This window comes from Polaribacter sp. 2305UL8-11 (genome assembly GCF_058147165.1).
In genome coordinates, this window is sequence record NZ_JBYVJW010000017.1 from 53,424 (window position 1) to 71,067 (window position 17,644).

Here is a 17,644-nt window from a genome sequence, read left to right on the forward strand (position 1 = left end):
TTATTTTAATGGTTACTATTAATTATTTAATTTATTTTATAATAGAATGTATTTGTTAAAGGTTGGTTAGCATTACTTGCTATACCTAATTTAAACTTACCTTCCTCTAAAATAAATTCTTTTTTATTATTATGAAATTTTATTAAATCTTCTGTTATTTTGAATGTAATTGTTTTAGACATTCCCTTTTTTAAGTGTATTTTCTTAAACCCTTTTAGTTCTTTAATTGGTCTAGTAATACTTGCTGTACAATCTCTAATATATAATTGTACAATTTCATCACCATCAAAGTTACCTGTATTAGTAATTTTTACTGATGCTTCTATACTGTTTTTGGGTAGTAAAATGTCTTTATTTAAAGTAATATTACTGTAACTAAAAGTAGTATAACTTAAACCAAAACCAAAAGGATACAAAGGTGTATTGTCTACATCTAAATATTTAGAGGTGTATTTTGGGTCTGGATTTGGAGCATTAACAGGTCTTCCTGTATTTTTTTGATTGTAAAAAATAGGAACTTGCCCTACATTTCTTGGAAATGATGTTGTTAATTTAGCTGATGGATTGTATTTACCAAACAATACTTTTTCTATGGCTTCACCAGCATTTGTACCTAAAAACCAAGTTTCTAAAATGGCATCTACAGTTTTATCTTCCCAAGATAAATCTAAAGGTCTTCCATTAATTAAAACCAATACTATGGGTTTTCCTATTTTTTTAATTTCTGCAATTAAATCTTGTTGTACTCCAGGTAATTTTATATTGCTTCTTGATGCAGCTTCTCCACTCATGTTTTCAGCTTCTCCCATTACCATAACAACAACTTCTGCTTTTTGGGCAATTTCTATAGCTTTTATAAAGTTTCCTTTATCATTACTATCTATATCACATCCCTTAGCATAGTTAAAATTGACTTTGTTTTTAATTAAAGCATCTTTAACACTTAAAATATTTTTATTTTGGTTTCCAAAAGCAGACCAAGAACCTAAAATATTTTGGTTATCTGATGCTAAAGGACCTATTAAAGCAATTTGAGTTGTTTTTTCTAATGGTAAAGTCTCATTTTCATTTTTTAAAAGCACAATAGATTCTTTTGCCATGTTTGTAGCAAGTTCTAAATGTTCTTTAGCCAGTATAAGTTCTTGCTCTCTATTCTCATCACAATATTTGTAAGGATTATCAAATAAACCTAATTTGAATTTTAGTCTAAGAATTGCTTTTGTTGCCTCATCTAATCTTTTTAAAGAAACTTTTTCCTCTTTAATAAGTTCTTTTAAATGGTTTTTATAAGCCCCACCTTGCATATCCATGTCAGAACCTGCATTTATAGCCAATTCTGCTGCATGTTTTCTGTCTTCTGCAAAGCCATGAAGTATCATTTCATTTATAGACAAGTAATCTGTAACCACAAAGCCTTTAAAGCCCCATTCTTTTCTTAAAATACCTTCTAATAAATATTTATTTCCAGTAGCTGGCACTCCATTAAATTCGTTAAAAGCAGTCATAAAAGTAGCAACATCCTCTTCTAAGGCTGCTTTAAAAGGAGGTAAATGTGTATTTCTTAATTCTACATCAGACATATCTACTGTATGATAATCTCTACCAGCTTGTGCAGCTCCATAACCTGCAAAGTGCTTTGCACATGCTAATATGTTATTAGCTTCTTGCAAATTACCTTGAAAACCTTTTACTCTGGCTTTGGCTATTAAACTGCCTAAGTAAGTATCTTCTCCAGAACTTTCTGCAACTCTTCCCCATCTTGGATCTCTAGAAACATCTACCATAGGTGCAAAAGTCCAATGCAGACCTGCTGCTGATGCTTCTGTAGCTGCTACCTTTGCTGTTTGCTCCATTAATTTTAAATTCCAACTACAAGACTCTGCTAGTGGAATTGGAAAAATGGTTTTATAGCCATGAATAACATCAAAAGCAAATAATAAAGGAATACCTAATCTGGTATTTTCTACCGTTAATTTTTGTAGTTTTCTAAGGTATTTAACTCCAGAAGCATTTAAAACAGCACCTACTTCTCCTTTTTTAATATATTCTAAATAATTTTCATCTAAAACAGGACCTGTAACATCCATTTCGCTTGCATACATTACTGTTTGCCCTATCTTTTCTTCTAAAGTCATTCTAGACATTAGATTATTTATTTTTTCTTCAATAGAAAAATCTTGGTAGAAAGGTGTCGTTTTTTCCAATTTTAATAATTAATTTATTTTATATTTTGGGGCTACTAAATCCTAACTTTTTCAATCCATTTTTTATATCATTATCACTCATAAATAAAGACCACACTTGTTGAGTCCTATAATTTTCTATCATCGCAATTATGGGAGCTTGATCTATAGCCAAATAGCCATTAGAATACCAATTTTGCTGTTCTGAAAACGCATCATAAAATCCGTATTTGCCCCATAATTTGTCATGTAATTGGTAGTAAAAATATTCTAATGCTTTGGTAGATTCTTTTGGGGTGTAAGGAAAAGAAGACAAGGCAGCAGTAGGCGTAATAACTCCTAAATCGTTATTTGGATGATGAGCAGCATATCCTTGATGATTATCACTTGCTGTTAAACCCCAGCAGTTTTCGCTATATCCTTTAAAATTTTTTGGATTTTCTTTACAATATTCATAGTTGATTAGTGAATGCACTCTATTTTGTTTGAAATAATCATCACAGAAATCATCCTTTAATCCTCTTGGATCTAATCCTAAGAAAGAGTAATGTGATAAAAATAATGGGCCTCCAAAATCTTCTCCTAAAGGTAAGTTATAATTGTAAAACGTTTTGCCATTTTTCATTTTACCATTTCTAGCCCAACCATTTGTATATACATCTTTAGAAACACTATGTGTTGGAGATGCAGCTGCTAAAACATAAACAATTAAAGCTTCGTTCCAACCACTTACTGGCAAATTCATTTTAAAATTATGTTTTGGAGACCAGTGCCAAGTAATCGATTTTTTACCTTGCGTGTACCAATTCCATTCTACATTTTCCCAAATTGAAGTAATTCTATCTCTAATTTGTTTTTCTTTTGGTGTGTTTTTAGAGAAATACTGCCTATTAATTAAAAGGCCTTGTATTAAAAAAGCTGTTTCTACAATATCTCCACCATCATCCAAATCACTAAAATGACGTGCTTTTGCAGAATTTGCAAGATACCAGTGTGCAAATGCACCATGAAATTGTTCTGCTTTTTCTATAAATGTTATAATTTTATCTAATCTATTTAAAGCTTCTGTTCTTGTTATCCAACCTCTTGTAACTGCAGTTGGAAAAGACGAAATACCTAAACCTGTACCTCCAGAAGTAATTACATTTTTAGAGTTGCCATCAAAAGCATCTTTTTGAGAGCGCTCTCTAGCCCAACCACTATTAGGTTCTGCAAAATCCCAAAAATAATTAAATGTAGTTTTTTGAACTGTGTCTAATAATTTATTAAAAGAAATTTTCTGAACACTATTTGCCTCTTTTATTACTTTATCTTTTTTACAACTTATAAAGATTAGAAAAAAAGTAACTATAAAAGTAAAAAACGATATTTTTTTGGAGTAAATCATTTTCTATCTAGTTTAAAAAGTAAACCCAAGTTTTGTTAATCCGTTTTTAATTTCTTGGTCAGCCATAAAAAGATTCCATAACAATTGCGTTCTATAGTTTTCTATCATGCAAATTATGGGTCCTTGATCTATAGCCAAATAACCATCTGCATACCAATTTTGACTTTCTGAAAAAGCATCATAAAAACCATATTCTCCCCAAAGTTTTGCATTTTGCTTATAGTAAAAATATTCTAATGCTTTTTTAGATTCTATTGGTGTGTAAGGAAAAGAAGATAATGCTGCTGTTGGTGTAATAACTCCAATGTCATTAGTAGGCTCATGCACAGCATATCCGTTAAAGTTATCGCTAGCTGTAAGTCCCCAACTATTTTCTCCATAACCTTTGTAATTATTTGGATTTTCTACACAATGATTATAATTAATTAGTGCATGCGCTCTATTTTGCTCAAAATAATTAGTGTACTGATCTACTAAATTTGTAGGGTTTAATCCTATAAATGAGTATTGAGAGAAAAATAAAGGACCTCCTTTTTCTGGTCCTAAAGGTAATTTAACACCAAAATAAGTATTACCATTTCTCATGTTACCATTTCTAGTCCAACCTTCATCATAAATTTCTTTAGTAATAGTATGTGTTGGAGAAGAGGCTGCTAATACATACACTAATAAAGCTTCATTCCATCCACGCACTTTTAGTCCTAACTGGAAGTCGTGATTTGGAGACCAATGCCAAGTTATTACCTTTTCTCCTGGTTGTACAAACCAGTCCCATTCTACGGATTCCCATATAGAAGTAATTCTATTTCTAATATCAGTTTCTTCTGTATTATTATTAGAAAAGTATTGTCTAGAAATTAAAAGCCCTTGTATTAAAAAAGCCGTTTCTACAATATCTGCACCATCATCTAATGCACTAAAAGGTCTCGTTTCTTTGGTGTCTCCATAGTACCAGTGAGAAAATGCGCCATGATATCTAGGTGCAGTTTCTAAAAAAGTTAATATTTTCTGCATACGCTCTATGGCTTTAGCTCTGGTTATCCAACCTCTTTCTACAGCTGCAGGAAAAGCAGCAATACCAAAACCAGAACCTCCAGTGGTTACTACCTGTCTTGACCTTCCATCAAAAGCATCTGCTTGAGAACGTTCTCTAGCTAGACCACTATTTGGTTCTGCAAAATCATAAAAGTATTTAAATGTTCTTTCTTGAACTAAGTCTAACAAGTCTTCAAAAGGGATTACTTTTACAGGGCGTTCAAAAATTGCCTCTACATCTGGTGGAGGTGGTGCTATATTTTCTTCTGTACAGCTCATGAATAATGCTAGAACTAAACAGTTGGTAATTACAACAAATTTTTTATTTATTTTTAATGAAATTTTCATGGTTTTTTATTTTAATATCCTGGATTTTGAATTAATGCTCCTCCACTTTTGTCTATTTGTTCCTGTGGAATAGGGAAAACTTCATGTTTGCCATCTATAAAGTTTTTTCCATGAGCTCTTAGTACTTGACCTGCTCTACCTTGTCTAACTAGGTCAAAATATCTATCGTGTTCAAAGGCTAATTCGTGTCTTCTTTCTTTCCAAATTGCCATTTTATCAACAACAGGAGCGTCTCCTAAACCTGCTCTTTTTCTAACTCTATTAAGTGGTGTAGCTGCATCACCTCCTAATTCTAAAGCAGCTTCTGCATTCATTAACAATACTTCTGCAAAACGTAGTATTCTTACATTTTTTCCTGTTTCCCATGCATCTGAATTAATACTAGAATAAGCTTTTTGATTGTACATTGCATTGACTACTGTATTGGGTACTAATCTCCCATCAAATAAGGTTTCTCCTCTAAAAATAATAGTGGCATCTTTTCTCTCATCATTAGGTTCATAAGAGTTTGCCAAATCTTCTGTTGGTGTGTTAAAGCCCCAACCCCAGCCACCTTGTCCTCTGGCTCCTTGGGTTACACTATAACCTTGTACACCTGCAGTTGGAGCGTCTCCACCTTTGGCTTGTATTTCAAAAATAGATTCTATATTATTCTCTCCTATCTCTTTCCAAATATCTTCATATTTTGGAGTTAAATCGTATTGATTAGAAGTAATAACCTCGTTGGTCAAATCAAAAACTTTTTGCCATTTGTTTTGATACATACTAACTTTGGCTAATAATGTTTTTGCAGCTCCTTTAGTAGCCCTTCCTAAATCTATAGCAGGATATTGATTTTTTTCAGGTAAAGAAGCAATAGCGTCCTCTAAATCTTTTTCTATAAATAAATATACATCTTCTTTAGAAGCACGTTTTAAAACATCTAAACTTGTAATGTCTGATTTTTCTGAAATTAGTGGTACACCTCCATAAGTTTTTACCAATCTAAAATAAATTAATGCTCTTAAAAATTTAGCCTCTCCAATGAGTCTTTCTTTTAAAACAGGGTCTATATCAAACTGAGGTATTCTTATTAAAGCTTGTGTTATACGTTGGTTTGCGTTGTAATGTTCGCTCCAAACTTCTCCAATAGATATGGTAGTTGCATCAAAACTTATGGCATCTAAAATATCTTTGTCTGAACCTGTATCTCCTGTACTACTTCCTTTATCTGCATCATCTGTGGTTATACTGGTAACTCCGTTCCAAGAAAAAGAACTCATTTGCCATTGCAAAAACCTGTTATAAATTGCATTTACTAACTCTACAGATTTATCTGGTGTTAAAGCTGCTTCGGTTTCTGATGTTGCATTTACATCTAGAAAATCTTCGCTACAAGAAAACAAGATTGTAAAGACTAGAATAATCGTGTATCTAGATACTTTTGATTTTAAAATTTTATTTTTCATTTTTATTATGTTTAAAATGATGTATTTATTCCTATAAAAAATGACTTAAGTGTTGGATAAGCCCCTAGTTCTACTCCTCCATTTCCTAATGCAGCTCCAGGTAATTCTGGTGTAAAGCCTGAAAACTTTTTTAGGATGAGTGGATTTTTTGCTGTTGCATAAATTCTTACTTTAGAAAAGAATTTTAAGCTCTCTTTAGGTAAAGTATATCCTAAAGTAATATTATTTATTCTAAAAAAATCTGCAGATTCTAAATAATAATTAGAAGACAAAGGCACTTCATTGAATGCTCTTGGTGTTGTGTTGCTTGGTCTTCCAGATGTCCATCTACTATTAAAAACAGATTGTTCTATATTTTCGTTACCAAAACGTTGTGCTTTTTTACCATTATATACTTTGGCTCCTAAACTTGTATAAGTGTCTATATTAACATCAAAGTTTTTATAGTTGGCTCCTAAATTAAATCCTATATTGTATTTAGGAATTATAGACCCCATAAATTTTCTATCACCTTCATCTGTTATCCCATTTTTATTAACATCGTCGTAAACTAACTCTCCTTTATCATCTATACCAATTACGTCGTATAAGAAAAAACTACCTACAGGTTGTCCTACACGAACTCTTTTGATGTATTGACCATTACCTATGTCTCCTCCTATAGATTCATTAAAGTAAGGATTGGTAATTTTTGTTAGTTTGTTTTGGTTAACTGCTACATTTAACCCAACATTATATTTAAAATTTTCATTGATTTCGTCTCTCCAATTTAATGAAGTTTCTAACCCTTTGTTTTCTATTTGCCCAATATGATCTAAATATGGGTCTATACCAAAAACATCTGGTAGTTTAATTTGTAAAATAGCATTGGTGTTTGTTTTAATATAGTAATCTATCTCTCCACTTAGTTTATAATCAAATAGTGTAAATTCTGCACCTAAATTAAGTTCGCGAGTAGTTTCCCAGCTTAAATTATCTGCCAATGTAGAGCTAATTGTTGTTCCTTGATTTAAACTTTGGTCTGCCCCAAATGGATAAAACCCACCTGCACCTGTTGATAGTGTTATGATTTGTAAAGGTACATTTTGGTTACCCAACTCTCCATAACCTGCTCTTAACTTTAATTTATCAAAGAAAGAATCTTGCATAAATTTTTCATCAGAAACTACCCAACCACCACTTACAGCAAAGAAGTTACCGAATTTAAACCCTTTTTGAAATTGGCTTGAACCATCTCTTCTAAAAGAAGCACTAAACAAGTATCTGTTTTTGTAATCGTAATTTACTCTTGCAAAGAAAGAGCGTAATCGTTTAAAAGGACTAAATCCACCAGAACCACTTCTTGTTTCATTATCATCTCCTGTATTTAGATTGTACCTTAAGTTTTTATCTAAAGGAACATTAATTGCTGTTGCTGTTAATCCTTCTGATCTATCTTCTTCAGAACTCATACCTAAAGTTGCATTAACTGTATGGTTTTCTTTAAAAGTGTTTTTATAGGTTACATAATTATCTATAAACCAATGGTAAAAATTAGTATGCGTTACAGCTAAAAATGTTCTTTCTCTATCTGGATTACCATTAAAATACAATTGTTCTGAATTAGATGGGTTACTCGCTAAAAAAGAACCTAATCTATCTTGAAAATTATGAAAACGTGCATATTCTGTTTCTATAGAAAAAGCAGAGGTGTAGGTTAACGATTCTAATATTTTATAGTCTACTTTAAAAGAACCCTGCACTTTAAAATAACGCTGTCTTTCATCCTGAAACTCTAAATCTTTAACTGGATTGCCAACATTATTAATACCCACAGAAGAACCATAAGCCCCATTTTCATCTCTTACAGGTATAATAGGAGCTTGTTTAAAAGCTGTTGTAAAAGCTCCGAAACTTTTTGGTATTGAATTAGCTAATTGCACATTTACACTATTAGAAAAAGACAATTTGTCGTTTATATTAAAATCTATATTGCTACGTAATGTAAGTCTTCTAAAGTCATTTCCAATTAAAATACCTTCTTCTGTATTAAAACCAGCACTAAAAAAACCTCTCAGTTTTTCTGAGCCTCCAGATAAAGATAAATTGTAATTAGAAACCCTACCAAATCTAGTGATGGCATCTAACCAATTTGTATTGTAAGGAGAACCAGATAAAATAAAATCACTTTTATCATTATCATTTGTTGGGTCGTTATCTCTTTCTAAATCTCTTTTTATAGCTTCATTACTATAGGTAACATATTCATTAGCATTTGCCAATTTAACATTACTTAGAATAGTTCTCATACCAGTATATGTATCAAAAGTTAACTGCATTTTACCAGTCTTTCCTTTTTTAGTGGTAATAATTAATACACCATTGGAAGCTCTATTACCATAAATTGCTAATGCAGCTGCATCTTTTAAAACATTCATTGTTTCTATATCAGATGTATTAATATTATTAATATTATCTGTTAAAATACCATCAACAACATACAATGGATTTTCATTACCTAACACAGTACCCAAACCTCTAATTATAACTTTAGAAGCTTGTCCTGGAGCATCAGATGCAATAATCTGTACACCAGCTGCTTTACCTTGTAATGCCTGAGTTGCATTTAAGAGTGGCTCTTCAGCTAATTTTTCTCCTTTTACAGTAACTACAGAACTTGTAAGTACATTCTTTTTTCTTGTACCATAACCTACCACTACAATTTCATTTAATTGATTTTGTTCTTCTACTAAAACTATATTATAGGTTTTAGACGAAGTTACCAATACTTCTTTGGTTGCAAAGCCAAGATATTGAATGACAAGAGTATCACCAATATTAACTTGAAGCATAAACTTACCATCAAAGTCTGTTTCTGTACCAATAGAAGTACCTTTTACTATTACAGATGCTCCTGGTAAAGGATTCTTAGTTACATCTGTTATAGTGCCTTCTATTTTTTCTTGAGCTGTTAAAACTTGCATTATACTTAAATAAAAAAACAAGCAAAAAATCTTTATTTTCATAATATTTATAGATTGATATTATTTATCACTGTAAAGGTAGCTCCTTGTAGAAGACACGAAAAGTGTAGTAGTTAAAAATAATTAAAAAAAAATATAAATATTTGATTTCTAGATTTTTAAAAAAAATAACATCTACATCTTTTAACATACTGATGTAATGCTGATGAGGTTAAAATAAATATTTTTTTTAAAAAAATAACAAATAATATGATAGTCTTTAACCTAAATATTTCGTGCTAATTTATTTTTAACACAAATAGAACGTATACTAAGATAGGAAAATTTAACTTAAAAATTTAAAAATTTAAATGTTAATAACATGGTAAATGAGACATTGATTACATTAAAATTTACTCAAAAAACTCCCATAAGGATCTTTAAATTGAGTGCCTTCTGCAAACCTGTATTTACTTAGTTTTTTAAATTCTACCAAAGCCCATAGCAAAAACTCTTTTACAAAATAAACATCATTTATATTCAAATTTGGCTGATGCTCTTTTAAAAAATTATCAATTGGTTTAATTTTGTCTAATTCATTTTTATACTGCTTATCAGTATAATCATCTAGCAACTCAAAATCTTCATCTATATTAAAAAACCAAGAAATAATATCGTCATAAGGTGTTTCTACATCTTGTTTTTCTAGTTTTTTTATCTCTGGAAAATAGGTTGGAAATAATGTTTTTATTGCTTTTCTTATTAAATTTTCTGCAACAACTTGTGCTCCTTCTTGTTCTCCTTCGTACACCAATTCTACTTTACCAGTAATTGCAGGAATAATTCCATCGAAATCACTTAAACGAATCATAGTTTTATCATCACCAGACAATAAGACTCTTCTTTCTGCTGTGCTTAACAAATTCTCAAAAGCAGAAATACTTAAACGAGCACTTACTCCGCTTTTTGCATCAATATATTCGCTTTCTCTGGCTTCAAAAACAATTTGCTCCAATAAATCTTTTGCCAATTCTGGTACTTGTATAAAGTCTTTCTGAATATTTTTTGCCTCTTGCTGCGTAATAATTTTTGCTGTTTCTATATCTTCTGGATAATGAGTTAAAATTTGCGAACCAATTCTGTCTTTTAAAGGGGTTACAATACTACCTCTATTGGTGTAATCTTCTGGATTTGCAGTAAACACAAACTGCATATCTAAAGGCAATCGTAGTTTAAAACCACGAATTTGAATATCACCTTCTTGCAAAATATTAAATAATGCCACTTGAATTCTAGCTTGTAAATCTGGCAATTCATTAATTACAAAAATGCACCTGTTGGCTCTTGGAATCATTCCATAATGGATGACTCTATCATCTGCATAACTTAATTTTAAGTTGGCTGCTTTTATAGGATCTACATCACCAATAATATCTGCCACAGTTACATCTGGAGTTGCTAATTTCTCTGCAAAACGTTCGTTTCTGTGTAGCCAAAAAATCGGAGTTTCATCTTCTTTTTCTTTGATGGTTTCAATGGCAAATCTCGAAATTGGATTTAGTGGATCGTCATTAATTTCTGAACCTTGTACTACTGGAATGTATTCATCCAATAAATTGACCATCAATCTTGCCAATCGTGTTTTTGCTTGCCCCCTTAAACCTAATAAATTGATATTATGTCTGCTTAAAATGGCTCTTTCTAATTCTGGAATAACCGTATTTTCATATCCATGTACACCTTTAAAAACAGTTTCTTTACTCATCATTTTTGTAATGAGATTTTCTCGTAATTCGTCTTTTATTGATTTAGATTTGTATCCTGATTTTTTTAATTCTCCTAATGTTTGTATGTTCATAAGCCTCTCTCTAACTCTCTCCAAAGGAGAGAGAACTGTTATGTTTATCTTTATGTTAATATTTTACTTTTACCCATAAACTTGCTAAAAAGTCTTCCCTTTGGGAAGATTTAGATGGGCTTTTATCTAATTCTTTTCTTCCTATTCGTTTCATAATCTTCAAAAATCATTTCTCCTAAACCTTTTAAACCTGTGTAGAATGCTTTTCCTTGATTTGCTTGTGTAAATGCTCTTACAAACTGCATTAAATACGGATCTTGAGCTATCATAAATGTTGTAATTGGTATGTGCAATTTTCTAGCTTGTTGCGCCATTGCATAACATTTATTTACAATGTATTTGTCTAAACCATTACTATTTTTATAATACTGTCCATCTGGTAAACGCAAACAACTTGGTTTTCCATCAGTAATCATAAAAATCTGTTTGTTGGTATTTTTCTTTCTTCGTAACAAGTCCATTGCTAAATTTAAACCTGCAACTGTATTTGTGTGATATGGACCAACTTGTAAATAAGGTAAATCTTTAATTTTAATGGTCCAAGCATCATTACCAAAAACCAAAATATCTAAAGTATCTTTTGGATAACGAGTAGTGATGAGTTCTGCTAAAGCCATAGCTACTTTTTTGGCAGGTGTAATTCTATCTTCTCCATACAAAATCATTGAGTGACTGATATCAATCATCAACACAGTACTCATTTGACTTTTATGCAATGTTTCTTCTACAACCAAATCATTTTCAGAAAGTGTAAAATCTCCAATTCCGTTATTAATTTGGGCATTTCTAATACTTTCTGTCATCGAAACTTTATCCAAATTATCGCCAAATTGATAGGCTCTAAAATCTCCTGTATGCTCATCTCCTATTCCTGGAGATTTACTTTTATGATTGCCTGTACCACTTCTTTTTATCTTTCCAAAAATATGATTTAATGCTTGTTGACGAATAGCACGTTCTGTTTTTGCTGTTATTGCTGTTCCTCCACTTCCATCAGGTTTGATTTCATCTTTAATAAAACCTTTTTTCTTTAAATCTTCTACAAAATCATCAATAGTATACTCTGCTGTAGTAAGTTTGTATTCTTTGTCTAAAGAACGTAACCAGTCTATGGCTTCATCAAAATCGCCAGAAGTATAAGTTATAAGTTCCTTAAAAATTTCGAACAACTTATCAAAAGGAGATTGATTTTTGGGTTCGTAACTTTTAAAGATAAATCCTTTTCTTTTTGTATTGTTTTTCATCACTATAAAAATACGGCTTTATTAAGTGGTTAAAAAAAGATTAACATTGCTTTAGCATATATTTCTATAAAGTGAATTTATAAAAGATTTATCTTTGATAGATGGCAAAAATATTAATTACAGGAGGTACAGGTTTAGTAGGCAAAACATTGTCTAAAATGTTAATTGATAAAAATCATCATGTTTCGATTTTAACAAGAAGTCCCAAAAAGAATAACGAATATAAATGGGATATTGCTGAATCTTATATTGATGAAAATGCCTTTAAAAATATAGATTACATTGTTCATTTAGCTGGTGCAGGAATTGCAGATAAAAGGTGGAGTGAAGAAAGAAAACAAGTAATTTTAGATAGTAGAGTAAATTCTGCTAATTTATTATTTAAAAAAGTAAAAGAACTTAAAACCAATCTAAAAGGATTTATATCTGCTTCTGCAAATGGATATTATGGTGCTGTGACTACTGATATTATTTTTACTGAAGAAGACAAACCTGCAAATGATTTTTTAGGAAATGTTTGTGTGGCTTGGGAAAATGCTGCACACCAATTTGAAACTTTGCAAGTACCTGTAACAATTCTTAGAACTGGAATTGTATTGGCAAAAAATGGTGGTGCATTAAAAAAAATGAACACACCTGTAATAACTCCTTTAGGTACAGGTAAACAATATATGCCTTGGATTCATATACAAGATTTATGTGAGATGTACTTAATGGCTATAGAAAATAAATTAGTTGGTATTTACAATGCTGTTTCTCCAGAGTCACACACAAGTAAATCTTTTTCTAAAGTACTTGCAAAAGCTTTTAAAAAGCCTTTTTTGCCAGTTGCTGTACCTTCATTTATATTAAGAATTGTTTTTGGAGAAATGGCAGATGTTTTATTGAAAGGTAGTAGAATTTCATCAAAAAAAATCGAAAAGAATGGTGGTTATTCTTTCCGATTTTCTGAGCTTGAAAAAGCCTTGGTTAGTCTTAGATAGGTATTAGATTTTAGCCTTAGCTTCTTTCATTTTTCCTTTCCATGTTCTGCCTCCCAAAGTAGATCTGTAATAAACATAACCGTCTTTTACTTTTGTTATTTCCATTTTCATTTTAGTTCCTGCTTTAAATGGAAAGTTTGGTAAATTAAATTCTTTAATTATCATATAACATTCATCTTTAGCAGTCCAAACCAAATCAGATTTAATAAAGTGTTTTTTATTGTTAAAAAACTCGAAATGTTGATTTCCTTCAAATACAACTAAGACATCTCCTCCTTTATATTTATATGAGTATGAAGCATCTTTAATTAAAGGAGCTTCTGTCATTTTCTTTTTCTTATCAATTTTAAGAATGCTAGCAGACATAGGCTTAAGAGTCATTAAATGATCTTGGGCATTTATTGCAATTGCCAAAAATAAAGATACAGTTACTAATAATTGTGTTTTAAAATTTTTCATAATATTAAATTTAGGGGTTATTATTTTATTTAGGGGGTTAAATTATTCTACTTAAAAACCAAGTCCTGGTGGTTCTGGACTCTGTGCTTGAGCTTGTTGTGGACTTAACAAAATGTATGTACCTAATGCTGTAAGTGCAGCATATTTAGAGTAGCTACCAATTTTTTTTAGTGCATCTTTTCTTGATATTTGCACTTCTTTTTTAGGGGATTGTTTTGAATTCATTTTTTTCGTTAAAGTTTAGGGGTTACTCTAAGATTATTTTTCTCTTAATAATTTGTGTATTAGTTTTTATTTCTATTAAATAAACACCTGTTGAAAATTTAGAAATATCTAAATTATGCTCTAAGGTTTTTGATAATTTTTGCTGTAAAACTTGGTTTCCAAGGACAGAAAATACTTTTATTGCTCCTTCCTCTTGCAAACCTTTTACAATTAAATTTTTATTATTTGTATAAACCAAAACAGCATTAATTTGCGCATCTTTAGTGGATAAAGTGTTATTTTTTGTGTGAATGTAAAACCTACCTTTACCATTTAAAGCTTGTGTTGTTGTAATTTGGTACGTTGCTAAATTTTGATCTATTCTTACTAATTTCCCAACTTCTTTATCTTCAATAAAAACTGCTAATCCTTTTGGTAAATTTAAAACATCTGCACTAAATGTTATTAAAGTATTTTCTTTAGCATTTACTCCTATTGGAACAATCATATTAGAATAATTCAAATTTGGTAATGCTTGTAAAGCGTACATTGCACCAGAATCATTTTCTACTAAATGACTGTAAATATCTAAATTAGTATCTACAGAGAATAAACCTGCATCATAACCATCATCTAAACCTGTAGTTGTGCCTTTAATATACTTAATTTCTGTATTTTTTGTGCTTTTACCACCAGATAGTTTTAAGTTAATTTCAAAATTACCTGTTTTATTATTTTTAAAAAATAAATCTCCTTCTTGGTGAGTTTGCATATTCTCGTTAAAAGCAAAATTTCCGTTTGTTCCAATTTTTACAAAAAACCCTTGAGCAGGAGTTACATATTTTGCAGCAGATGCATTGTTAAATGGTTTGTAAGAATTTGTATTGGTATCCCAGAAATAAATAGCTTTAAAACCAGTTTCTAATAATGAAAAGTTTGTATTAATTAAATTATTAGTATTATTGGCTGCATTATTTGTATTTAAAAAAGAAGGGTACCCATTACCAATTAAGTTCCATCCACTCCCATTAGAAACTACTGCTTTTGTATAATTTGATGTTCTTAAACTACCTGTAAATGTTAGGTTTCCTACAGAAGAACGACGTACAGCTCTAGCATCACCCATCGCAAAATTACCTGAAGTAGTTGTACCATTTTGGTAGTAACTCCAAGTTTGGCTAACTGGGTTGTAACTAGATAAACCTCTATTATTTCCAGACCCAACTGCCAATGCATTTGAATTTGCAAAAGCATCTATATCTTGGTTTTCTACTGGGCTTGATATGATAAACCAACCCGTATTTTTCTTAATATATCTTTCATAAGAAATCGTACCAGAAGATGTACCTTGTACAACTAAAGAACCACTACTTGTAGCATCTGATTTTACAACCAAACTACCAGTTGTGTTTAGGTTACCTGATACATTTAAGTATTTACCAGCGTTTACATTTAACGTACCTAAATTAGATACGTCTTTTGCAACTGCGTTACTAATATCTACGTTTATTGTTTTACCAGAAGGAATAGATATATTGTCTGTTGCAATTGGCACTCTATTTAAACTCCAATTTGACGCCAAGGACCAATTACCAGAATTAACATTTAACTCATTTGTTACTGCTGATGAATTTATGATAATCTGATTCTCTTTTTTGTAGTAGTTATTAATATTACCTCCTACATAAGTTACTGTATAAGTTCCTGGGGTAGAGTTAGAAACATCAATTAATCCTGTAGAAGAGTTAATAGCTAAACCTGATGTACTAGAAAAAGTACCACCTGCAACTCCACTAATTGTTGGTGCTACATCTACACCAAAAATTGAGTGTGTATTGGTATTGTAAGAAAACTTAGAAAAATCATTATAATGTGCTTCTATAAATTTAAGTATTACAGCTGCATAATCTTTACCAAAAGGAACAATTGTTTGTGGCTTAGAATCGCTTCTGTTGTATTCTGTAGTTAAATTTCCTAGATGACGAACGTCTCTATTTACTTCTGTCATAATTCCATCTATAGTACCTCCTCCACCAATAGTATTTCCTGCTGCTGTAGACTCTGCTGCTGCTGGGCCAGAACCATGTCTTATATTACTATAATAATCTCCAGCAAAATAAGCAGATCCATTAGGAGAAGTATCATCACATCCTCCAGAATTATAAGAGCTTGGTACTGCTCTATAACCAGATGTTCTTCCACATTGTTTGTATGCTCCTCCATTTGTAGAATTGTAAAATGAACCTCCTGTTGTTTGTAAAAAATGACCAAAACTTGTAGTACCTCTAACCAATTGCTCTAAAGTTAAGTTACCTAAATTGTTATTTTTTAAATTTTGTATTGTAGAAGTTGTTATTGAATTGCTTAAAGGAGCATCAACATCTAATGTAGCAGTAGATATATTAAAACCAACATCTATTCTTTTTGGTGTATGACTTTGTCCATGCAAATCTATATAAATTCCTTTTCCATAATCTGCAGTAACTTTAGCACTTGCTTTATCTATAAACCCATGATAAGCATCAAAATATGGATTTGTTGCTGCATTATTACAAGTCGCAGTTGTTTTATTTCTATTAGGATCTAATTTAGATCTACTTAAATTATTTATAATAATGTGTGCATATCCTCCTGTTAAATCAAAAATTTCTTTTTGAATAATTCTTATTAAGATATCTGTATTATTATCTTCTTCATTAACGCCACAATTTCTAGTTATTAAATTACCATCAACGTTTTTTCCTCCATGAGGTGCAGAAATTATGATTGGTAAGTTTCCTGGAATGTACTCTATATTATTAGGAAAAGATGTATTATTACTATAAAATTCTGCTACTCCAGGTACACTTCCTTGTTTTATTTGAATGTTAAATGTTGCACTATTTTGGTCAGGATTCTGAGTAGTGTAAGTAACTATATAATTACCAATAGTTGATGCTGAAAGGTCTATTTTTCCTGTTGTTGAATTTATACTTAAACCAGATGTAGACGAAAATGTTCCACCAGTTTCTCCTGTTATTGTAGGTGTTGGGTCTGATTCTGTTATTGAATAAGAAGATGAACTATAACTAAAAGATGCATCATCTAGAGAATCTATTGTTAAAGTATAATCAAAAGTAATTTGAGTATTTGCACTTGCATTGTTTGAAAAATCGCCATTAAAATTAAATTTTTCTACACCATCTACAAATATTTTTCCATAAGAGCCATTTCCATTCCAATCATCTCCATAATTATCATAAACTCTAACAGTGTAGGTTCCATTAGGTAAACTTACAGTGTTTGAGTTTTTATTTAAATGAGATGTGTTGGATCCATTCCCATAATTATGGTCATAAGATAAAACTACAGAATTTGAAGAGTTTATAATTTCTATTTTATTTTCTCCAGAATAGTTTACCCAATTTACATTGATATAAACATTAGATTGAGAAAAGCTTTGAAATGATTGCAAAATAATTAATAAAACAACTGCGTGTCTTAAAAATTTAGGGGAAAATTTTCTTGTCATTTAGATAGGGGCCGAAAAGTATTTAACTAATACTTAATCATT

The 17,644-nt window shown here is 30.8% G+C and carries 11 protein-coding genes; 1 reads left to right on the forward strand and 10 read right to left on the reverse strand.

All coding sequences use genetic code 11. The features are described 5' to 3' along the window. Window positions 1–26: 26 nt before the first annotated feature. The 7 genes from bglX to ACY2RW_RS14570 all read right to left on the reverse strand — a co-directional run bounded on the left by bglX (window position 27) and on the right by ACY2RW_RS14570 (window position 12,445). On the reverse strand, window positions 27–2,204 hold the full coding sequence (gene bglX, locus ACY2RW_RS14540) for a beta-glucosidase BglX (RefSeq protein WP_490123463.1): 2,178 nt from the start codon (window positions 2,202–2,204) through the stop codon (window positions 27–29). 19 nt (window positions 2,205–2,223) lie between these two features. Then, window positions 2,224–3,570, reverse strand: a complete 1,347-nt coding sequence (locus tag ACY2RW_RS14545; RefSeq protein WP_490123464.1) for a glucoamylase family protein — start codon at window positions 3,568–3,570, stop codon at window positions 2,224–2,226. A gap of 12 nt (window positions 3,571–3,582) precedes the next feature. Beyond that, complete coding sequence (locus tag ACY2RW_RS14550; RefSeq protein ID WP_490123465.1) at window positions 3,583–4,953, reverse strand: glucoamylase family protein; 1,371 nt, start codon at window positions 4,951–4,953, stop codon at window positions 3,583–3,585. Window positions 4,954–4,964: 11 nt separating this feature from the next. After that, a complete protein-coding gene (locus ACY2RW_RS14555; protein ID WP_490123466.1) occupies window positions 4,965–6,401 on the reverse strand; it encodes a RagB/SusD family nutrient uptake outer membrane protein in 1,437 nt (478 codons plus the stop codon). 11 nt (window positions 6,402–6,412) lie between these two features. Then, complete coding sequence (locus tag ACY2RW_RS14560; protein WP_490123467.1) at window positions 6,413–9,364, reverse strand: SusC/RagA family TonB-linked outer membrane protein; 2,952 nt, start codon at window positions 9,362–9,364, stop codon at window positions 6,413–6,415. Between the two features lie 385 nt (window positions 9,365–9,749). Beyond that, the gene (locus tag ACY2RW_RS14565; protein WP_490123468.1) at window positions 9,750–11,201 is read right to left on the reverse strand and encodes a MoxR family ATPase; all 1,452 of its coding nucleotides are present in this window, start codon (window positions 11,199–11,201) and stop codon (window positions 9,750–9,752) included. Window positions 11,202–11,323: 122 nt separating this feature from the next. Next, on the reverse strand, window positions 11,324–12,445 hold the full coding sequence (locus ACY2RW_RS14570; RefSeq protein WP_490123469.1) for a vWA domain-containing protein: 1,122 nt from the start codon (window positions 12,443–12,445) through the stop codon (window positions 11,324–11,326). 101 nt (window positions 12,446–12,546) lie between these two features. On the opposite strand from ACY2RW_RS14570, the gene ACY2RW_RS14575 reads away from it, so the two are divergent. Beyond that, on the forward strand, window positions 12,547–13,428 hold the full coding sequence (locus tag ACY2RW_RS14575) for a TIGR01777 family oxidoreductase (RefSeq protein WP_490123470.1): 882 nt from the start codon (window positions 12,547–12,549) through the stop codon (window positions 13,426–13,428). Window positions 13,429–13,431: 3 nt separating this feature from the next. On the opposite strand, the gene ACY2RW_RS14580 is transcribed toward ACY2RW_RS14575, so the two are convergent. Genes ACY2RW_RS14580 through ACY2RW_RS14590 form a run of 3 tightly spaced genes read right to left on the reverse strand, consistent with a single transcriptional unit; the run spans window position 13,432 to window position 17,602 of the window. Beyond that, window positions 13,432–13,887 carry a hypothetical protein gene (locus ACY2RW_RS14580; RefSeq protein ID WP_490123471.1) on the reverse strand — a complete coding sequence of 152 codons (456 nt, stop codon included), beginning with the start codon at window positions 13,885–13,887 and terminating at the stop codon, window positions 13,432–13,434. A gap of 51 nt (window positions 13,888–13,938) precedes the next feature. Next, complete coding sequence (locus ACY2RW_RS14585) at window positions 13,939–14,112, reverse strand: hypothetical protein (RefSeq protein ID WP_490123472.1); 174 nt, start codon at window positions 14,110–14,112, stop codon at window positions 13,939–13,941. Between the two features lie 22 nt (window positions 14,113–14,134). Then, a complete protein-coding gene (locus ACY2RW_RS14590; RefSeq protein WP_490123473.1) occupies window positions 14,135–17,602 on the reverse strand; it encodes a DUF8693 domain-containing protein in 3,468 nt (1,155 codons plus the stop codon). Window positions 17,603–17,644: the final 42 nt, after the last annotated feature.